This is a genomic window from Streptomyces sp. NBC_01460 (genome assembly GCF_036227405.1).
Lineage (GTDB): Bacteria > Actinomycetota > Actinomycetes > Streptomycetales > Streptomycetaceae > Streptomyces.
The window spans coordinates 3,688,197-3,702,848 of record NZ_CP109473.1 but is presented as its reverse complement, the minus strand read 5'-3'; the positions used below and the strand labels follow the sequence as shown (position 1 = coordinate 3,702,848).

At 69.9% G+C, this 14,652-nt stretch carries 16 protein-coding genes; 11 read left to right on the top strand and 5 right to left on the bottom strand.

What is annotated here, in order from left to right; all coding sequences use genetic code 11:
- The first annotated feature begins 3 nt into the window (after positions 1-3).
- Complete coding sequence (resB, locus tag OG488_RS16380) at positions 4-1,752, top strand: cytochrome c biogenesis protein ResB (protein ID WP_329229985.1); 1,749 nt, start codon at positions 4-6, stop codon at positions 1,750-1,752.
- Complete coding sequence (gene ccsB / locus OG488_RS16375) at positions 1,749-2,822, top strand: c-type cytochrome biogenesis protein CcsB (RefSeq protein WP_329229982.1); 1,074 nt, start codon at positions 1,749-1,751, stop codon at positions 2,820-2,822. Before resB ends, ccsB begins: the two co-directional genes overlap by 4 nt.
- A 69-nt stretch (positions 2,823-2,891) precedes the next feature.
- On the opposite strand, the gene OG488_RS16370 is transcribed toward ccsB, so the two are convergent.
- On the bottom strand, positions 2,892-4,217 hold the full coding sequence (locus OG488_RS16370) for an aldehyde dehydrogenase family protein (protein ID WP_329229980.1): 1,326 nt from the start codon (positions 4,215-4,217) through the stop codon (positions 2,892-2,894).
- Entirely contained in the window at positions 4,214-4,909 is a 696-nt protein-coding gene (locus OG488_RS16365; protein WP_329229979.1) for a type 1 glutamine amidotransferase domain-containing protein, read from the bottom strand. Before OG488_RS16365 ends, OG488_RS16370 begins: the two co-directional genes overlap by 4 nt.
- 176 nt (positions 4,910-5,085) lie before the next feature.
- Between OG488_RS16365 and OG488_RS16360 the strand changes: the two genes are divergently transcribed.
- Positions 5,086-5,526, top strand: a complete 441-nt coding sequence (locus OG488_RS16360) for a MarR family winged helix-turn-helix transcriptional regulator (protein WP_329229977.1) — start codon at positions 5,086-5,088, stop codon at positions 5,524-5,526.
- Positions 5,527-5,548: 22 nt separating this feature from the next.
- Here OG488_RS16360 and OG488_RS16355 read toward each other — a convergent pair whose 3' ends face one another.
- Complete coding sequence (locus OG488_RS16355; protein ID WP_329229975.1) at positions 5,549-5,956, bottom strand: PLD nuclease N-terminal domain-containing protein; 408 nt, start codon at positions 5,954-5,956, stop codon at positions 5,549-5,551.
- Positions 5,957-6,044: 88 nt separating this feature from the next.
- Between OG488_RS16355 and OG488_RS16350 the strand changes: the two genes are divergently transcribed.
- Together OG488_RS16350 and mqnP are read left to right on the top strand one after the other, a co-directional pair.
- Positions 6,045-7,502: a menaquinone biosynthesis decarboxylase gene (locus OG488_RS16350; protein ID WP_329229973.1), complete on the top strand. Its 1,458-nt coding sequence runs from the start codon at positions 6,045-6,047 to the stop codon at positions 7,500-7,502.
- A complete protein-coding gene (mqnP, locus tag OG488_RS16345) occupies positions 7,499-8,410 on the top strand; it encodes a menaquinone biosynthesis prenyltransferase MqnP (RefSeq protein ID WP_329229971.1) in 912 nt (303 codons plus the stop codon). Before OG488_RS16350 ends, mqnP begins: the two co-directional genes overlap by 4 nt.
- Here the strand turns inward: mqnP and OG488_RS16340 are convergent.
- Positions 8,400-8,996 (bottom strand): rhomboid family intramembrane serine protease, encoded by a 597-nt coding sequence (locus tag OG488_RS16340; protein WP_329229969.1) that lies wholly within the window; start codon positions 8,994-8,996, stop codon positions 8,400-8,402. The two genes, mqnP and OG488_RS16340, sit on opposite strands and share 11 nt — an antisense overlap.
- 113 nt (positions 8,997-9,109) lie before the next feature.
- Here OG488_RS16340 and OG488_RS16335 point away from each other — a divergent pair, with 113 nt between their 5' ends.
- Positions 9,110-9,775, top strand: coding sequence for a UbiX family flavin prenyltransferase (locus OG488_RS16335; protein ID WP_329238719.1), 666 nt, complete (start codon positions 9,110-9,112; stop codon positions 9,773-9,775).
- Positions 9,776-9,785: 10 nt separating this feature from the next.
- Here the strand turns inward: OG488_RS16335 and OG488_RS16330 are convergent, their stop codons facing one another.
- Positions 9,786-9,935 (bottom strand): hypothetical protein, encoded by a 150-nt coding sequence (locus tag OG488_RS16330; protein ID WP_329239328.1) that lies wholly within the window; start codon positions 9,933-9,935, stop codon positions 9,786-9,788.
- 121 nt (positions 9,936-10,056) lie between these two features.
- Here OG488_RS16330 and OG488_RS16325 point away from each other — a divergent pair, with 121 nt between their 5' ends.
- The 5 genes from OG488_RS16325 (at position 10,057) to OG488_RS16305 (ending at position 14,642) form a co-directional block, all read left to right on the top strand.
- Positions 10,057-10,512 carry an Lrp/AsnC family transcriptional regulator gene (locus tag OG488_RS16325; protein ID WP_329229967.1) on the top strand — a complete coding sequence of 152 codons (456 nt, stop codon included), beginning with the start codon at positions 10,057-10,059 and terminating at the stop codon, positions 10,510-10,512.
- Between the two features lie 91 nt (positions 10,513-10,603).
- Positions 10,604-11,767 carry an aminofutalosine synthase MqnE gene (gene mqnE, locus OG488_RS16320; protein ID WP_103760160.1) on the top strand — a complete coding sequence of 388 codons (1,164 nt, stop codon included), beginning with the start codon at positions 10,604-10,606 and terminating at the stop codon, positions 11,765-11,767.
- A 149-nt stretch (positions 11,768-11,916) separates the two neighbouring features.
- Positions 11,917-12,444: a GNAT family N-acetyltransferase gene (locus OG488_RS16315; protein ID WP_329229965.1), complete on the top strand. Its 528-nt coding sequence runs from the start codon at positions 11,917-11,919 to the stop codon at positions 12,442-12,444.
- Between the two features lie 146 nt (positions 12,445-12,590).
- On the top strand, positions 12,591-12,887 hold the full coding sequence (locus OG488_RS16310; protein WP_329229963.1) for a DUF4229 domain-containing protein: 297 nt from the start codon (positions 12,591-12,593) through the stop codon (positions 12,885-12,887).
- Between the two features lie 393 nt (positions 12,888-13,280).
- Positions 13,281-14,642 carry a dicarboxylate/amino acid:cation symporter gene (locus tag OG488_RS16305; protein WP_329229960.1) on the top strand — a complete coding sequence of 454 codons (1,362 nt, stop codon included), beginning with the start codon at positions 13,281-13,283 and terminating at the stop codon, positions 14,640-14,642.
- Positions 14,643-14,652 lie beyond the last annotated feature (10 nt).

Here is a 14,652-nt window from a genome sequence, read left to right as displayed (position 1 = left end):
TCCATGAGCAACACGCACACCACGGACGAACGCGACCTCGGCCGGGCCGGGGAGCAGCTCTCCACCGCCCCGCGCGAGGAGCTCGCCTCCTCCGTACCCGCCATGGGTGTCATCGGCTGGGCCCGGTGGTTCTGGCGGCAGCTCACCTCCATGCGGGTCGCCCTGATCCTGCTCCTCCTGCTGTCGCTCGGCGCCATCCCCGGCTCGCTGATCCCGCAGAACAGCGTGGACGAGGTGAAGGTGCAGACCTTCAAGGAGGCCCACACCGCGGTCTCCCCGGTCTACGAGAAGCTGCAGTTCTTCGACGTCTACAGCTCGGTGTGGTTCTCCGCGATCTACATCCTGCTGTTCGTCTCGCTGATCGGCTGCATCGTCCCGCGCACCGGCCAGTTCGTCGGCCAGCTGCGCAGCCGCCCGCCAGGCGCCCCGAAGACGCTGACCCGGCTGCCCGCCTACACGACGTGGCGCACCGACGCCGACCCCGAGCAGGTCCGCGAGGCCGCGCTGCGCATCCTGCGCGGGCGGCGCTTCCGCTCGCACGAGGCCGGGGACGCGGTGGCCGCCGAGAAGGGCTATCTGCGCGAGACCGGCAACCTGCTCTTCCACATCGCGCTGATCGTCATGCTGGTCGCGTTCGCCGGAGGGCAGCTCTTCAAGTCCGAAGGCGGCAAGCTGGTCGTCGAGGGCGACGGCTTCGCCAACACGATCACCCAGTACGACGACTTCAAGTCCGGCTCGCTCTTCGACAACGACGACCTCGCCCCGTTCAGCTTCGACCTGCAGGACTTCATCGGCACGTACGAGCGCAACGGACCGCAGCGCGGCACGCCCCGGACCTACGAGGCCCGCGTCACGTACTCCGAGGGCGCGGACGGTGAGCCGAAGAAGAAGGTCATCGAGGTCAACAAGCCGCTCGTCGTCGACGGCACGAAGGTCTACCTCAACGCGCACGGCTACGCGCCGGTCATCTCCGTCAAGGACGGCAGGGGCAAGGAGGTCTACCGGAGCGCCGTACCCCTGCTGCCCATCGACAACAACGTCACCTCGACCGGAGCGATCAAGGTGATGGACGGGTACAAGGACGCCTCCGGCGCGAAGGAACAGCTCGGGTTCCAGGCCTTCTTCGTCCCGACGTTCGCCGGTGACGGCCAGGGCACGATGTTCTCGCAGTACCCCGGCGCCGACTACCCGGTCCTCGCGCTCAACGGCTACTACGGCAGCCTCGGCGTCAACTCCGGACTGCCGCAGAACGTCTACCAGCTCGACACGTCCAAGATGAAGGAATTCAAGGACAGCAACGGCGACAAGCTCAAGAAGCGGCTGCGCCCCGGCGAGACCATGAAGCTTCCCGACGGCGCGGGCTCGATCACCTTCGAGAGCGTCGAGGAGTGGGCGAGCTTCCAGATCACCCGTCAGCCCGCCGCGGGCTGGGCCCTCGGCGGAGCCGTCGCCGCCATCCTCGGCCTCGCCGGTTCCCTCTTCATCCAGCGCCGCCGGGTGTGGGTGCGGGCCGTGCGGGGAGCGGACGGCGTCACCGTCGTCGAGATGGCGGGCCTGGGCCGCAGCGAGTCCGCGAAGCTCCCCGAGGAGCTGGGCGACCTCGCGGTCGCCCTCCACACCGAGGCGCCTGCCGCGCCCGACCCCACACCCGGTCCCACGCCCGGTCCCACGCCCGGTCCCACGCCCGGTCCCACGCCAGGGACCGAGCCCGGACAATCTGCCGAAGCACCTGCCGAAGGGGCTGAGAAGTGAATCTCGCCGCCGCAACCAACGAGAATCTGGCGAACATCAGCAACACGCTGATCTATTCCTCGATGGCCGTCTACACCCTGGCCTTCTTCGCGCACATCGCCGAGTGGGTGTTCGGCAGCCGCAGCAAGGTCGGCCGCACCGCCGCCGCGCTGACCACCGACGGCTCCGCGGTGGAGGTGGGGGGCGCGCAGAAGGACGGCGGCACCGCCGTGCTGGAGCGCCCGACGGTCGTCACGCGCTCGGCGGCGGGGACCCGGGACGTCCCCGACGGCCCCGGTGCCGCCGGCGGCACCTTCAAGGGTGACCTCTGGGGACGGATCGCGGTCTCCCTGACCGTCGTCGCCTTCGCCGTCCAGGCGGGCGGGGTCGTCGCGCGCGCCCTGTCGGTGCAGCGGGCCCCCTGGGGCAACATGTACGAGTTCTCGATCACCTTCTCCACCGTGGCGGTCGGGGCCTACCTGATCCTCCTGGCGCTGAGGAAGAACGTCCGCTGGATCGGTCTGCTCCTGGTCACCACGGTCCTGCTGGACCTCGGCATCGCCACCACCACGCTGTACACCGACAGCGACCAGCTGGTCCCGGCGCTGCACTCCTACTGGCTGTGGATCCACGTCTCCACCGCCATCATCTGCGGCGCGGTCTTCTACCTCGGCGCCGTCGGCACGCTGCTCTACCTGTTCCGCGACAGCTACGAGAACAAGATCGCGAACGGTGGCACGCCCGGGAAGTTCGCCGCCTCCGTCCTGGAGCGGCTGCCCGCCGCGAAGACGCTGGACACCTTCTCGTACCGCATCAACGCCGCCGTCTTCCCGCTGTGGACGTTCACGATCATCGCGGGAGCGATCTGGGCGGGCGACGCCTGGGGCCGCTACTGGGGCTGGGACCCCAAGGAGGTCTGGTCCTTCATCACCTGGGTCGCCTACGCCTGCTACCTGCACGCGCGCGCGACGGCCGGCTGGAAGGGACGCAAGGCGGCCTACCTGGCGCTGATCGCCTTCGGCTGCTGGCTCTTCAACTACTACGGCGTCAACATCTTCGTCACCGGCAAGCACTCCTACGCCGGAGTCTGACCGGCACACCCGCGTACGACGGGAGGGCGCGACCGCAGATGGTCGCGCCCTCCCGTCGTCGGCGCGCGGTCAGCCCAGCGGGGTGTCCAGGACCGCCTTGCGGTGGCTGAACGTCTCCAGGGAGTACCGGCCGTGGTAGTTGCCCATGCCGCTCTCGCCGACCCCGCCGAACGGCAGGTCCGACACGGTCAGGTGGGCGAGCGGCAGGCCGAGGCCCACCCCGCCGGACGAGGTCTCGGCCAGCAGCCGTTCCCGTACGGCGGGGTTCTGCGTGAAGGCGTAGAGCGCCAGCGGCTTGTCCCGGTCGTTGATGAAGGCGATGGCCTCGTCGAGGCCGCCGACCGTCACGATCGGCAGGACGGGGCCGAAGATCTCCTCGCCCATCACGGGGGCGTCGGGTGCCACGTCGGCCAGCACGGTCGGCGCGATGTACTTCGTGGCGCGGTCGTGGACCCCGCCCGTCACCGTACGGCCGGAGCCGAGGAGGCCCACGAGCCGGTCGAAGTGCCGCTCGTTCACGATCCGGCCGTACTCCGGGTGGGCCGAGGCGTCCGGGCCGAAGAGGGACTCGACCGCCGCGGCGAGGGCGTCGGCCAGGGCGGGTGCCGTCTCCGGGTCGGTCAGGACGTAGTCGGGGGCGACGCACGTCTGGCCGGCGTTGAGGAACTTCCCCGCGGCGAGCCGCGCGGCCACCGTCCTCAGGTCCGTGTCGCGGTCGACGAACACGGGCGATTTGCCGCCCAGTTCCAGGGTGACCGGCGTGAGGTGCCGGGCGGCGGCCGTCATCACGATGCGGCCGACCGTGCCGTTGCCGGTGTAGAAGATGTGGTCGAACCGCTCGGCCAGCAGCGCGGTGGTCTCCGGGATCCCGCCCTCCACCACGGTGACCGTGTCGCCGTCCAGGTACTCGGGCAGCAGCCGGGCCAGGGCCGCGGAGGTGGCGGGCGCCAGCTCGCTCGGCTTCGCGACCACGGTGTTGCCCGCGGCGAGTGCTCCGGCGACCGGCGCGAGCAGCAGCTGCACCGGGTAGTTCCAGGGCGCGATGACGAGGACGACGCCGAGCGGGTCCTGCACGGTGCTCGCGGTGGCCTTGGCGAGGGCCGCGGGGACGGGGGCCGGCTCGGGGCGCAGCCACTCCGCGAGGTGCTCCAGGGTGTGGTCGATCTCGCGGACCGTGAAGTCGATCTCGGTCCGGTAGGCCTCCTTGCGGCTCTTGCCCAGGTCGGCGCGGAGCGCCTCGGCCAGGTCGTCACCCCGCTCGGTGAGCAGGGCGCGGAGCCGGGTCAGCCGGTCCGTGCGCCAGGCGAGGTCCCGTGTGCGTCCGGTGCGGAAGGCCGCGCGGAGGCGCGCGACGACATCGGCGGGGGCTTCCCGCACGGGCGCGGCGGCGCTCACAGGGCCGCCATGATCTCGCGGGCCAGCTGCTCGGAGGAGGCGGGGTTCTGGCCGGTGTGCAGATTGCGGTCGTGCACGGTGTGCACCGCCCACGGCTCGGCCGCGGTGTAGTCGGCACCGAGCTCGGTGAGGCGGTTCTCCAGCAGCCAGGGCGCCTTGGCGGCGAAACCGGCCTGGGTCTCCTCGGCGTTGCTGAAGCCCGTCATGCGGTAGCCGGCGAACGGCCAGCTGCCGTCCTCGCGGCGGGCGGGCAGCAGGGCGGCGGGCGCGTGGCACAGGACGCCCACCTGGGTGCCGGAGTCCAGCGCGGCGGTGAGCAGCCGTCCGGACACCTCGTTGACGGCCAGGTCCTCCATGGGGCCGTGGCCGCCGGGGTAGAAGACGATGTCGTACGAGGTGGGCACGACATCCTCGAGCCGGGCGGGGATGCGGAGCGTCTCGTCGATCGAGGCGAGGTACGAGGCCACGGCGTCGGCCTGCTCCTGGCCCCCGTTGGCCTCGGCTGCGAGGCTGCCGGCGTCCACGGTGGGCGCGACTCCGCCCGGGGTGGCGATGGTGATGTCGAAGCCGGCCTGGGTGAAGACGCGGTGCGGTGCGGCGAGTTCCTCGGCCCAGAAACCGGTGGGGTGGGCGGTGCCGTCGCTGAGGGTCCAGTGGTCGGCACCGGTGAGGACGAAGAGTACGGAGGGCATGGGGGGTGCTCCCTACGAGACGCGAGACGTAAGACGCGTGAAACATGAAGCTTGATATGCTCAAGCAATACCCTTCATGTAACGGGTCAAAGTTGAGCATGTCAAATGAATGCGGGTGCGTGGCGGACCGGTTCCGGGCCTCCGGACCGCGTGTACCGATCGAAGGATGACCGACCATGACGAAGGAACCGGCACCCCGCGCCGTCCCTACGCCGGACGAACTTCTGGAACCCCTCGCCGTGGTCGTCCGCGGTCACCACGACGACCTCACCGCCGTCGCGGGCCGGCACGGTCTCAGCACCTCGCAGGCCCGGGCGCTGATCGCCCTCAACCAGCCCATGCCCATGAGCGCGCTGGCCGGTCATCTGGTGTGCGACGCGTCCAACGCGACCGGTCTCATCGGCCGCATGGAGGCCCGCGGCCTGGTGACCCGCACCCCGGCGCCCGGTGACCGCCGCTCCAAGGTGGCCGCCCGCACGGAGGAGGGCACCGAGCTGGCCCGTCGCATCCGCGCCGAGATGCGCGTGGTGCACGGCGCCCTGGAGGCGCTCACCCCCGAGGAGCGCACGGCGCTGCTCCCCCTGCTCGACCGGCTGGGACGACTGCTGTCCTCATGAGCGGCGGCTCATGAGGAGGGCGTCATGAACCGGCAGGCGGAGCCGTGTCCTCGGGGCCGGCACCGCTCTCCCGGCGCTTGATCTCCTCCTCGCGGCGGCGCAGGTCCGCCTCCCAGTCCTTGAGGAGCGACTCGTCCTTCTTCTTCTCGTCCTTCAGCGACTTGAGGAAGTCCGGGTTGTCGTCGGGCGCCACCCAGGTGGTGCGGTGCCTGCGGTGCCACTCGGACGGGGTGCGGCCACCCTCGGGCACGTCGCGCACCTTGCCCGCCGCGAGCCAGACGATCGGGCCGACGATCCAGAACAGCAGGATGATGAAGACCCAGGCCACCTTCGGCAGGTGCTTGGCCTCGTCCTCAGGGGTGTTCAGGCAGTCGATGAACGCGAAGATCGTCAGCGCCAGCGGCAGGAGGTAGATCAGGGCCCTGAGCATCGTGCAACATCCCCCGGGGTGAGGTGAGGGGCGCACGGACCGCCCCCGCTGTCGGGCCCAGGGTAGCGGGTGTCCGATACTTGACCGTATGGCTTACGACGATCTTCGCTCCCTGCTCCGAGCTCTGGAGCGCGAGGGCGATCTCAAGCGCATCAAGGCCGAGGTCGACCCGTATCTGGAGGTCGGCGAGATCGTCGACCGGGTGAACAAGGCCGGCGGGCCGGCCCTGCTCTTCGAGAACGTCAAGGGGGCGTCCATGCCCCTGGCCATGAACGTCTTCGGGACCGACCGGCGGCTGCTCAAGGCGCTCGGGCTGAAGTCCTACGCGGAGATCAGCGACAAGATCGGCGGCCTCCTCAAGCCGGAGCTCCCGCAGGGGTTCGTCGGGATCCGCGAGGCGTTCGGCAAGCTCGGCGCGGTGACCCACCTCCCGCCGAAGAAGGTGAAGTCCGAGAGTGCCCCCGTCCAGGAGGTCGTGCTCACCGGCGACGACGTGGACCTCGACCAGCTCCCCGCGCTCTTCACCTGGCCCGAGGACGGCGGTTCCTTCTTCAACCTGGGCCTCACGCACACCAAGGACCCCGAGACGGGGATCCGCAACCTCGGGCTCTACCGGCTGCAGCGCCACGACAAGCGCACCATCGGGATGCACTGGCAGATCCACAAGGACAGCCGCAACCACTACCAGGTCGCCGCCAGGCGCGGGGAGAAGCTGCCCGTCGCCATCGCGTTCGGCGCACCCCCCGCGGTCACCTACGCCTCCACCGCGCCCCTGCCCGGGGACATCGACGAGTACCTCTTCGCCGGCTTCGTCCAGGGCAAGCGGATCGAGATGGTCGACTGCAGGACGGTCCCGCTCCAGGTCCCGGCCCAGGCCGAGGTCGTCATCGAGGGCTGGCTGGAGCCGGGCGAGATGCTGCCCGAGGGCCCCTTCGGCGACCACACCGGCTTCTACACCCCGCAGGAGCCGTTCCCCGCGCTGAAGATCGACTGCGTGACGATGCGGAAGCGCCCGCTGCTGCAATCCATCGTCGTCGGCCGGCCGCCCACCGAGGACGGTCCGCTGGGCCGGGCCACCGAGCGGTTCTTCCTGCCGCTCCTCAAGATCATCGTGCCGGACATCGTGGACTACCACCTCCCCGAGGCGGGCGGCTTCCACAACTGCGCGATCGTCTCGATCGACAAGAAGTACCCCAAGCACGCCCAGAAGGTCATGAGCGCCATCTGGGGAGCGCACATGATGTCGCTGACCAAGCTCATCGTCGTCGTGGACTCCGACTGCGACGTCCACGACCTGCACGAGGTCGCCTGGCGGGCGCTCGGGAACACCGACTACGCCCGGGACCTGACGGTCACCGAGGGCCCGGTCGACCACCTCGACCACGCCTCCTACCAGCAGTTCTGGGGTGGGAAGGCGGGCATCGACGCGACGCGCAAGCTCCCCGAGGAGGGGTACACACGGGACGGGGGCTGGCCGGAGATGGTCGAGTCCGACCCGGAGACGGCGGCGAAGGTCGACCGCCGGTGGAAGGAGTACGGCCTGTGAGCGCCTCAGCATCGGCCGCCGCTGTCCCGCAGCCGCGCAGCAAGCCCCGCGCGTTCCTGCGACTGGTGATGATCGAGCACTCGGTCTTCGCGCTGCCCTTCGCCTACATCGGCGCGCTCACCGCGATGTTCCAGCTGGACGAGAACATCCACTGGGGCACGCTGCTGCTCGTGACCCTCGCGATGGTCGGGCTGCGGACGTTCGCGATGGCCGCCAACCGGATCATCGACCGGGAGATCGACGCCCGCAACCCGCGGACCGAGGGCCGGGAGCTGGTCACCGGCGCGGTCACGGTGAAGTCGGCGTGGACCGGCGCGCTGGTCGCCCTCGTCGTCTTCCTGGGCGCCGCGGCCCTGCTCAACCCGCTCTGCCTGGCCCTGGCACCGGTCGCGGTCGTCCCGATGATCGTCTACCCGTACGGCAAGCGGTTCACGAACTTCCCGCACGCGATCCTGGGCCTCGCCCAGGCCATCGGACCGATCGGCGCCTGGCTGGCGGTGACCGGGAGCTGGTCGTGGGACGCGGTGATCCTCGGGCTGGCCGTCGGCATCTGGATCGGCGGCTTCGACCTGATCTTCGCCTGCCAGGACGTGCAGGCAGACCGGGCCCACGGTGTGCTCTCCTTCCCCGCCCGCTTCGGCATCCCGGCCGCCCTGTGGGGCGCGCGCGTCTGCCACGTGGTGACGACCGGACTGCTGGTGTGGTTCGGGCTGGCGACGGACGCGGAGATCTTCTACTGGATCGGCATGGTGATCGTCGCCGTGGCGTTCGTGTACGAGCACCGGGTCGTGCGGCCGCACGACCTGTCCCGCCTGAACCGGGCCTTCTTCTCGGTCAACGGCTTCATCGGGATCGCGCTCTTCGCCTGCGCGCTCCTCGACCTGCTGGTGCGGGGCCTCACACCGTGACGTAGCCGCGCGGCTCCCGGGGGCGGCGGAAGACGAACGCCGCCGCCACCCCGCCGATCAGGCCGAAGAGATGGCCCTGCCAGCTGATGCCCGAGTCGGTCGGCAGCACGCCCCAGAGCAGGGAGCCGTAGACCGCGGCGACGAGCACGCCGAGGACGATGTCCAGGGGGCGCCGGTCCACGAAGCCGCGGACGAGCAGATAGCCGAAGAGGCCGAAGACCACACCGGACGCGCCGAGCGTCACCGTGTCCGGCGGTGCGGTGAGCCAGACGCCGAGGCCTGACGTCACGATCACCACGAGGACCACGGCGGCGAACCTGCGTATCCCGCCGAGGGCGGCGATGAAGCCGAGGACCAGCAGCGGGACGCTGTTGGACGCCACGTGCTCCCAGCCGCTGTGCAGGAACGCCGACGGCACGACGTCCGCCAGCTCGGCGGGCTCACGCGGGCTGACGCCGTAGGTGTCGAGGGAGTGGCCCGTCGCCGTGTCGACGCCTTCCAGCAGCCACAGCAGCGCGACCCAGGCGACCATGACCCCGCCGGCCGTGACGGCCCGTGCGGTGGCGCTCGTGCGTGTGACCGTCATGGTCGTCCCCTGTCCACGGCTGTTCCCTCATCCGGTGCAACGTGCGGAGCCCCTGGCTCGGTTCCTGGAGCAGGGCGCCGGATAGGCTCGGCGGTGTGAAAGCCGGGACTTCGATGAGTCAGCAGCAGCGCAGGCCTTGGATTGTCGGGGTGTCGGGCGCATCGGGCACACCCTTCGCGGCTTCCGTGCTGCGAGGGCTGCTGGCCGCCGGGGAGAGCGTCGACCTGGTCGTCAGCCGCGCCTCGCGGCTGACGCTCCTGGACGAGACGGGAATCGCCTTCCGCGACGCCCACTGGCAGGAGGACCTGCGGAGCTGGCTCGCGCGGGGCGCGGACGGGAAGCCGGACACCTTCCGGCCGGACGTCGACGGCGTACGCCACTGGGCGGCAGGCGACCTGGCCGCGGGGCCGTCCTCGGGGTCGTACCCGGCGAAGGGGATGCTCATCGTCCCGGCGTCGACGGCGTGTGTCGCCGGAGTGGCGCTCGGGCTCTCGAAGGACCTGCTCCAGCGGGCGGCGAGCGTGACGCTCAAGGAGCGGCGGAAGCTGGTCGTGGCCGTGCGCGAGACACCGCTCAGCGGCTCGACGCTGAAGCAGATGGTCGCGCTCGACGAGGCGGGCGCCGTGGTGCTGCCCGCCTCTCCGGCGTTCTACGCGGGGGCGACGCACATCCAGGACCTGGTGGACTTCGTCGCGGGGCGGGTGCTGGACGCGGCGGGGGTGCCGCACCAGCTGTACCGCCGGTGGGAGGGGGAGCTCGGTGGCGCCTCCCGGGGCTGACCCGGTGGGTTCAGCGCTTCTTCCTGCTCATGCGGGGGGTGCGGGTCCGGTCGACGCGGTGGGCGGCGGCGGGCTGGTGGGCACGCGAGCGGTTGGCCAGGTCCTGCAGCTCGCGCATCCGGGCGTAGGCCATCTCGATCGAGTACACGGTGACGTTCACTCCTGAAGATTCGAATGCTTTTCTTGGATGATGAGGAAGATTTGCAGGGCTTGACCCTGTTGCGCCTTAGATTCTACACGTAAGCTCGCGGTACTGCTGAACAATGGAAGGTTTCAGTCATATGGACGCGGTGGACAGGCAGCTCATCCAGGCCCTCAGAGAGAACGGCAGGGCGTCGTACGCCGAGCTGGGGCGGCTCGTCGGGCTCTCCGGGCCCAGCGTCACCGACCGCATCAACCGGCTGGAAACCGCCGGTGTCATCACCGGCTACCGCGCGACCGTCGACTCCGCGTCGCTGGGACTCGGCGTCACCGCGCTGATCGGCATCTCGCTGTCGGACGCCGCCGACCACCAGGACGTCGCCCACCGCCTGAAGGACCTCGCCGAGATCGAGGACTGCTGGTTCATCGCCGGCGACGACTCCTACATGCTCAAGGTGCGGGTCGGCGACGTCGACGGGCTGGAGAAGACCATCCGCAGGCTCAGCGGCACCAAGGGCGTCTCCCGGACCCGTACGACGGTCGTCCTCTCCACCAAGTGGGAGAACCGGGTCGGGGAGCTCCCCGAGGAGGAGTGACGCGGAGCGGCGACGGGGTGCCGTGACCAGGAAGGCGGGGGAGTACCGTGGGCTGCCGGATCCGTTGCACAGAGACATGGGAGGCGCCCTAGTGGACGCGGGACTCAAGCGCGAGCTGGAGGAGAAGGTCCGGGCCGGCGAGCGGCTGACCCGCGAGGACGGGATCGCGCTCTACGAGTCCGACGACCTGGCCTGGCTCGGCGGGCTGGCCCACGAGGTGCGCACGCGGAAGAACGGCGACGTCGTCCACTTCAACGTCAACCGCCACCTCAACATGACCAACGTGTGCACCGCGTCCTGCGCGTACTGCTCGTTCCAGCGCAAGCCGGGCGAGAAGGACGCGTACACGATGCGCATCGAGGAGGCCGTCCGCCTCGCCCAGGCGATGCGCGGCGAGAACCTCACCGAGCTGCACATCGTCAACGGGCTGCACCCCACCCTTCCGTGGCGCTACTACCCGCGCTCGCTCAGCGCGCTCAAGGAAGCCCTGCCGGAGGTGGCGCTCAAGGCGTTCACGGCGACGGAGATCCACCACTTCGAGACGATCTCGGGGCTCTCGGCCTCCGAGATCCTCGACGAGCTGATCGAGGCCGGTCTGGAGTCGCTGACCGGCGGCGGCGCGGAGATCTTCGACTGGGAGGTCCGCCAGCACATCGTCGACCACAACACCCACTGGGAGGACTGGTCGCGCATCCACCGGCTCGCGCACGAGAAGGGTCTCAAGACCCCGGCGACGATGCTGTACGGGCACATCGAGGAGCCCCGTCACCGCGTCGACCACGTGCTGCGGCTGCGGGAGATGCAGGACGAGACCGGCGGCTTCCAGGTCTTCATCCCGCTGCGCTACCAGCACGACTTCGTCGACATGAAGGACGGCAAGGTCCGCAACACCCTCCAGGCGCGGACGTCGATGGCGACCGGCGCGGAGGCGCTCAAGACCTTCGCGGTCTCCCGGCTGCTCTTCGACAACGTCCCGCACGTCAAGGTGTTCTGGGTGATGCACGGCGTGCAGACGGCGCAGCTCGCCCTCCAGCACGGCGCCGACGACATGGACGGCTCGGTCGTCGAGTACAAGATCACGCACGACGCGGACGACTACGGCACCCCGAACAAGCTCGGCCGTGAGGACCTGCTGGACCTCATCCGCGACGCGGGCTTCCGGCCCGTGGAGCGCAACACCCGGTACGAGATCCTGCGCGAGTACCCCGGCCCGGACGCGGGGCGCCGTGAGACGCCGCAGCCGATGCGCGTCTGAGGCCTCCTGTCCGCCCGGCGCCCGTGCCCCTCGTGGGCGCTCCGGGTGCCCGCCGTACGAAAGCCCCGGCCCACCGTCCCCCGGCCGGGGCTTTCTCGCGTGGTGGACGCGGTTTGAAGCCCGCCCTACGTAATAGTTAATCTGCGCGTATGGCGCTTACATTCGAAGTGGATCCCGCGTTCGACCGAGCTCTGCGGGACGGCATCACCGCGCTCTGGGTCGACGTCAGCAACGCCGGCGGAGCCGTCGGCTTCGTCCCGCCCGTCACCGGCGACGTGATCCGGCCGGAGCTGGTCAAGCACCTCGCCGGGATCGTCGAGGGCCGCACCCACCTGATCGTCGGCCGGGACGAGGACGGCGAGGTGGCCGCCACCGCCTTCCTCACCCACAACACCCACCGGCTCATGCGCCACTGGATCGGCGTCTACACGGTGATGGTCCACCCGCGCCACCAGGGCAAGGGCTACGGCCGCGACCTGATGGCGGCCACGGCCGACGCCGCCCGGGGGATCGAGGGCATCGGCGCCGTCCGGCTCACCTGCCGTGGCGGCACCGGCGCCGACCGCTTCTACGCCTCCTGCGGATACAAGGAGGTGGGCCGGGTGCCGGACGCCATCCGGGTCGCCGAGGACGACTACCGCGACGACATCATCATGCTGCTCCCGCTGCACCGGTAGGAGGGGCGGTGGGCCTCCTGGTGGAAGTCCCGGCGGAACCGTGGCGGGGAACCCCTGCGAACTGATCGAATTCGGGGCATGCTTCACTGGTCGGGCAGGAGTCATGCCCCGCCGCAGGAACGTCGGACGTAGAGAGAAGGCCAGTCGTGTCCGCTGCCAAGCCGAGCGCAACGATCCGGTACACCGCCATGCGCGTGCTGATTTTCGTCGGCTGCTTCTTCGTCGCCGGGGTGGCGGTCCACTTCGGCGTGCTCCCCTCCGGCGTCGGCGGCTCCAACGTCGTCTGGGTCATCCTCCTCGGCCTGCTGCTCTCCGCGCCCCTCAGCTTCATCCTGCTGCGGAAGCAGCGCGACGAGATGTCCGAGCAGATCATCTCCTCGGTCGACCGCACCAAGGCCAGGATCGAGGCGAACCGGTCCCGCGAGGACAGCGTCGCCTCGTAGGCGCCGCGTAAGGTTCCTCACACCCTCAGCCCGTCCAGACGAAGCCCCGGACCGGAGCAGCCGCTCCCGTACCGGGGTTTCGGCGTGTCCGGGGTCCGGCCCGGCAAAGATGATCAAGAAGCGGACCTTTGAGGTTCTCAAAGTTGCAGTGTTAACGTATTCGACATGAAGACAGCTGTGCGCACCCACCACGCCCTGGGCGTCCCGCTCGTGGTGCGCCTGCATGTCGATCTCTGCCGCTGTATGTCCGCGGTCTGTTGCCGCAACGTCTGAACCGGCATCATGCAGCGGCGCCGTCCCTGACGCGGGCGCCGCACCCCCGTCCCCCTGTTCGACCGCACGACCGTACGTCTGTCCGAGTACGTCCCGATGCGTCACATCTGGAGTGTGTCCGTGTCCGCGAATCCCGCGCCCCCCGCAGAGACCGAAGCCGGTAAGCCGTCCGGTTCCGGCTTCCGCCTGCCCAGCATCCCGTTCTGGGTGCAGATAGTCGCCGGTCTCGTCCTCGGTGTCCTGCTCGGCTGGATCACCCGCAGCTACGAGATCAGCTGGCTCTACACCACGCTCGACCAGGTCGGCCACATCTTCGTCCAGCTCCTGAAGCTGGCCGTCGCGCCCCTCGTCTTCTTCGCGATCCTGGTGTCGATCACCAACCTGCGCAAGGTCAACAACGCCGCCAGGCTCGCCACCCGCACGCTGCTCTGGTTCATGATCACCTCCCTGATCGCGGTCGCCATCGGCCTCGCGATCGGCCTGATCACCAACCCGGGCTCCGGCACCGGCCTCACCCCGAAGGACGGCGCCAAGCCCGAGAGCGCGGGCTCCTGGCTGGACTTCCTCACCGGCATCATCCCCACCGACGTCATCACGCCCTTCACCGAGCTGAACGTCCTCCAGATCGTCTTCATGGCGGCCGTCGCCGGCATCGCCGCGCTCCAGCTCGGCGAGAAGGCCAAGCCGATCCTCACCCTCAGCGAGTCGATCCTGGAGCTCCTCCAGAAGGCCCTGTGGTGGGTCATCCGCCTCGCCCCGCTCGGCACCGTCGGCCTCATCGGCTACGCCATCGCCGACTACGGCTGGGACCTGATCGGCAAGTACGCGACGTTCACCGCCGACGTCTACATCGGCTGCGCCCTGGTGCTCTTCGGCGTCTACCCGCTGCTGCTCGCCACGGTCGCCAAGGTCAGTCCGCTGCAGTTCTTCAAGGGCGCCTGGCCGGCGATCCAGCTGGCCTTCGTCTCCCGCTCCTCGGTCGGCACGATGCCGGTCACCCAGCAGGTCACCGAGCGCCTCGGCGTCCCGAAGGAGTACGCCTCCTTCGCCGTCCCCTTCGGCGCCACGACCAAGATGGACGGCTGCGCCGCGATCTACCCGGCGCTGGCGGCGATCTTCATCGCGCAGATCTTCGACGTCCAGCTGGGCATCGGTGACTACATCCTGATCGCGTTCGTCTCGGTCATCGGCTCGGCGGCCACCGCCGGCCTCACCGGCGCCACGGTCATGCTGACCCTCACCCTGTCGACCCTGGGCCTCCCGCTGGAGGGCGTGGGCCTGCTGCTGGCCATCGACCCGATCCTGGACATGATGAGGACGGCGACGAACGTCGCGGGACAGGCTCTGGTGCCGGTGATCGTCGCGGCCCGCGAGAAGATCCTCGACCACGACATGTACAACTCGGCGGGCGCCTCCCCGGTCTCGGAGCCCGAGCCCGAGCCCGAGGACGCGAAGACGACGGGCGTGCCCGTCACCGTCTAGCGAACCCGTA

Bases quoted from the DNA above. Each gene is read 5' to 3' on its own strand.
- OG488_RS16365 (WP_329229979.1), bottom strand. From the start codon at position 4,909: ATGCCCTCCGTACTCTTCGTCCTCACCGGTGCCGACCACTGGACCCTC.
- OG488_RS16350 (WP_329229973.1), top strand. From the start codon at position 6,045: ATGGCTTACGACGATCTTCGCTCCCTGCTCCGAGCTCTGGAGCGCGAG.
- OG488_RS16360 (WP_329229977.1), top strand. From the start codon at position 5,086: ATGACGAAGGAACCGGCACCCCGCGCCGTCCCTACGCCGGACGAACTT.
- OG488_RS16335 (WP_329238719.1), top strand. From the start codon at position 9,110: ATGAGTCAGCAGCAGCGCAGGCCTTGGATTGTCGGGGTGTCGGGCGCA.
- OG488_RS16340 (WP_329229969.1), bottom strand. From the start codon at position 8,996: ATGACGGTCACACGCACGAGCGCCACCGCACGGGCCGTCACGGCCGGC.
- OG488_RS16325 (WP_329229967.1), top strand. From the start codon at position 10,057: ATGGACGCGGTGGACAGGCAGCTCATCCAGGCCCTCAGAGAGAACGGC.
- OG488_RS16315 (WP_329229965.1), top strand. From the start codon at position 11,917: ATGGCGCTTACATTCGAAGTGGATCCCGCGTTCGACCGAGCTCTGCGG.
- OG488_RS16355 (WP_329229975.1), bottom strand. From the start codon at position 5,956: ATGCTCAGGGCCCTGATCTACCTCCTGCCGCTGGCGCTGACGATCTTC.
- resB (WP_329229985.1), top strand. From the start codon at position 4: ATGAGCAACACGCACACCACGGACGAACGCGACCTCGGCCGGGCCGGG.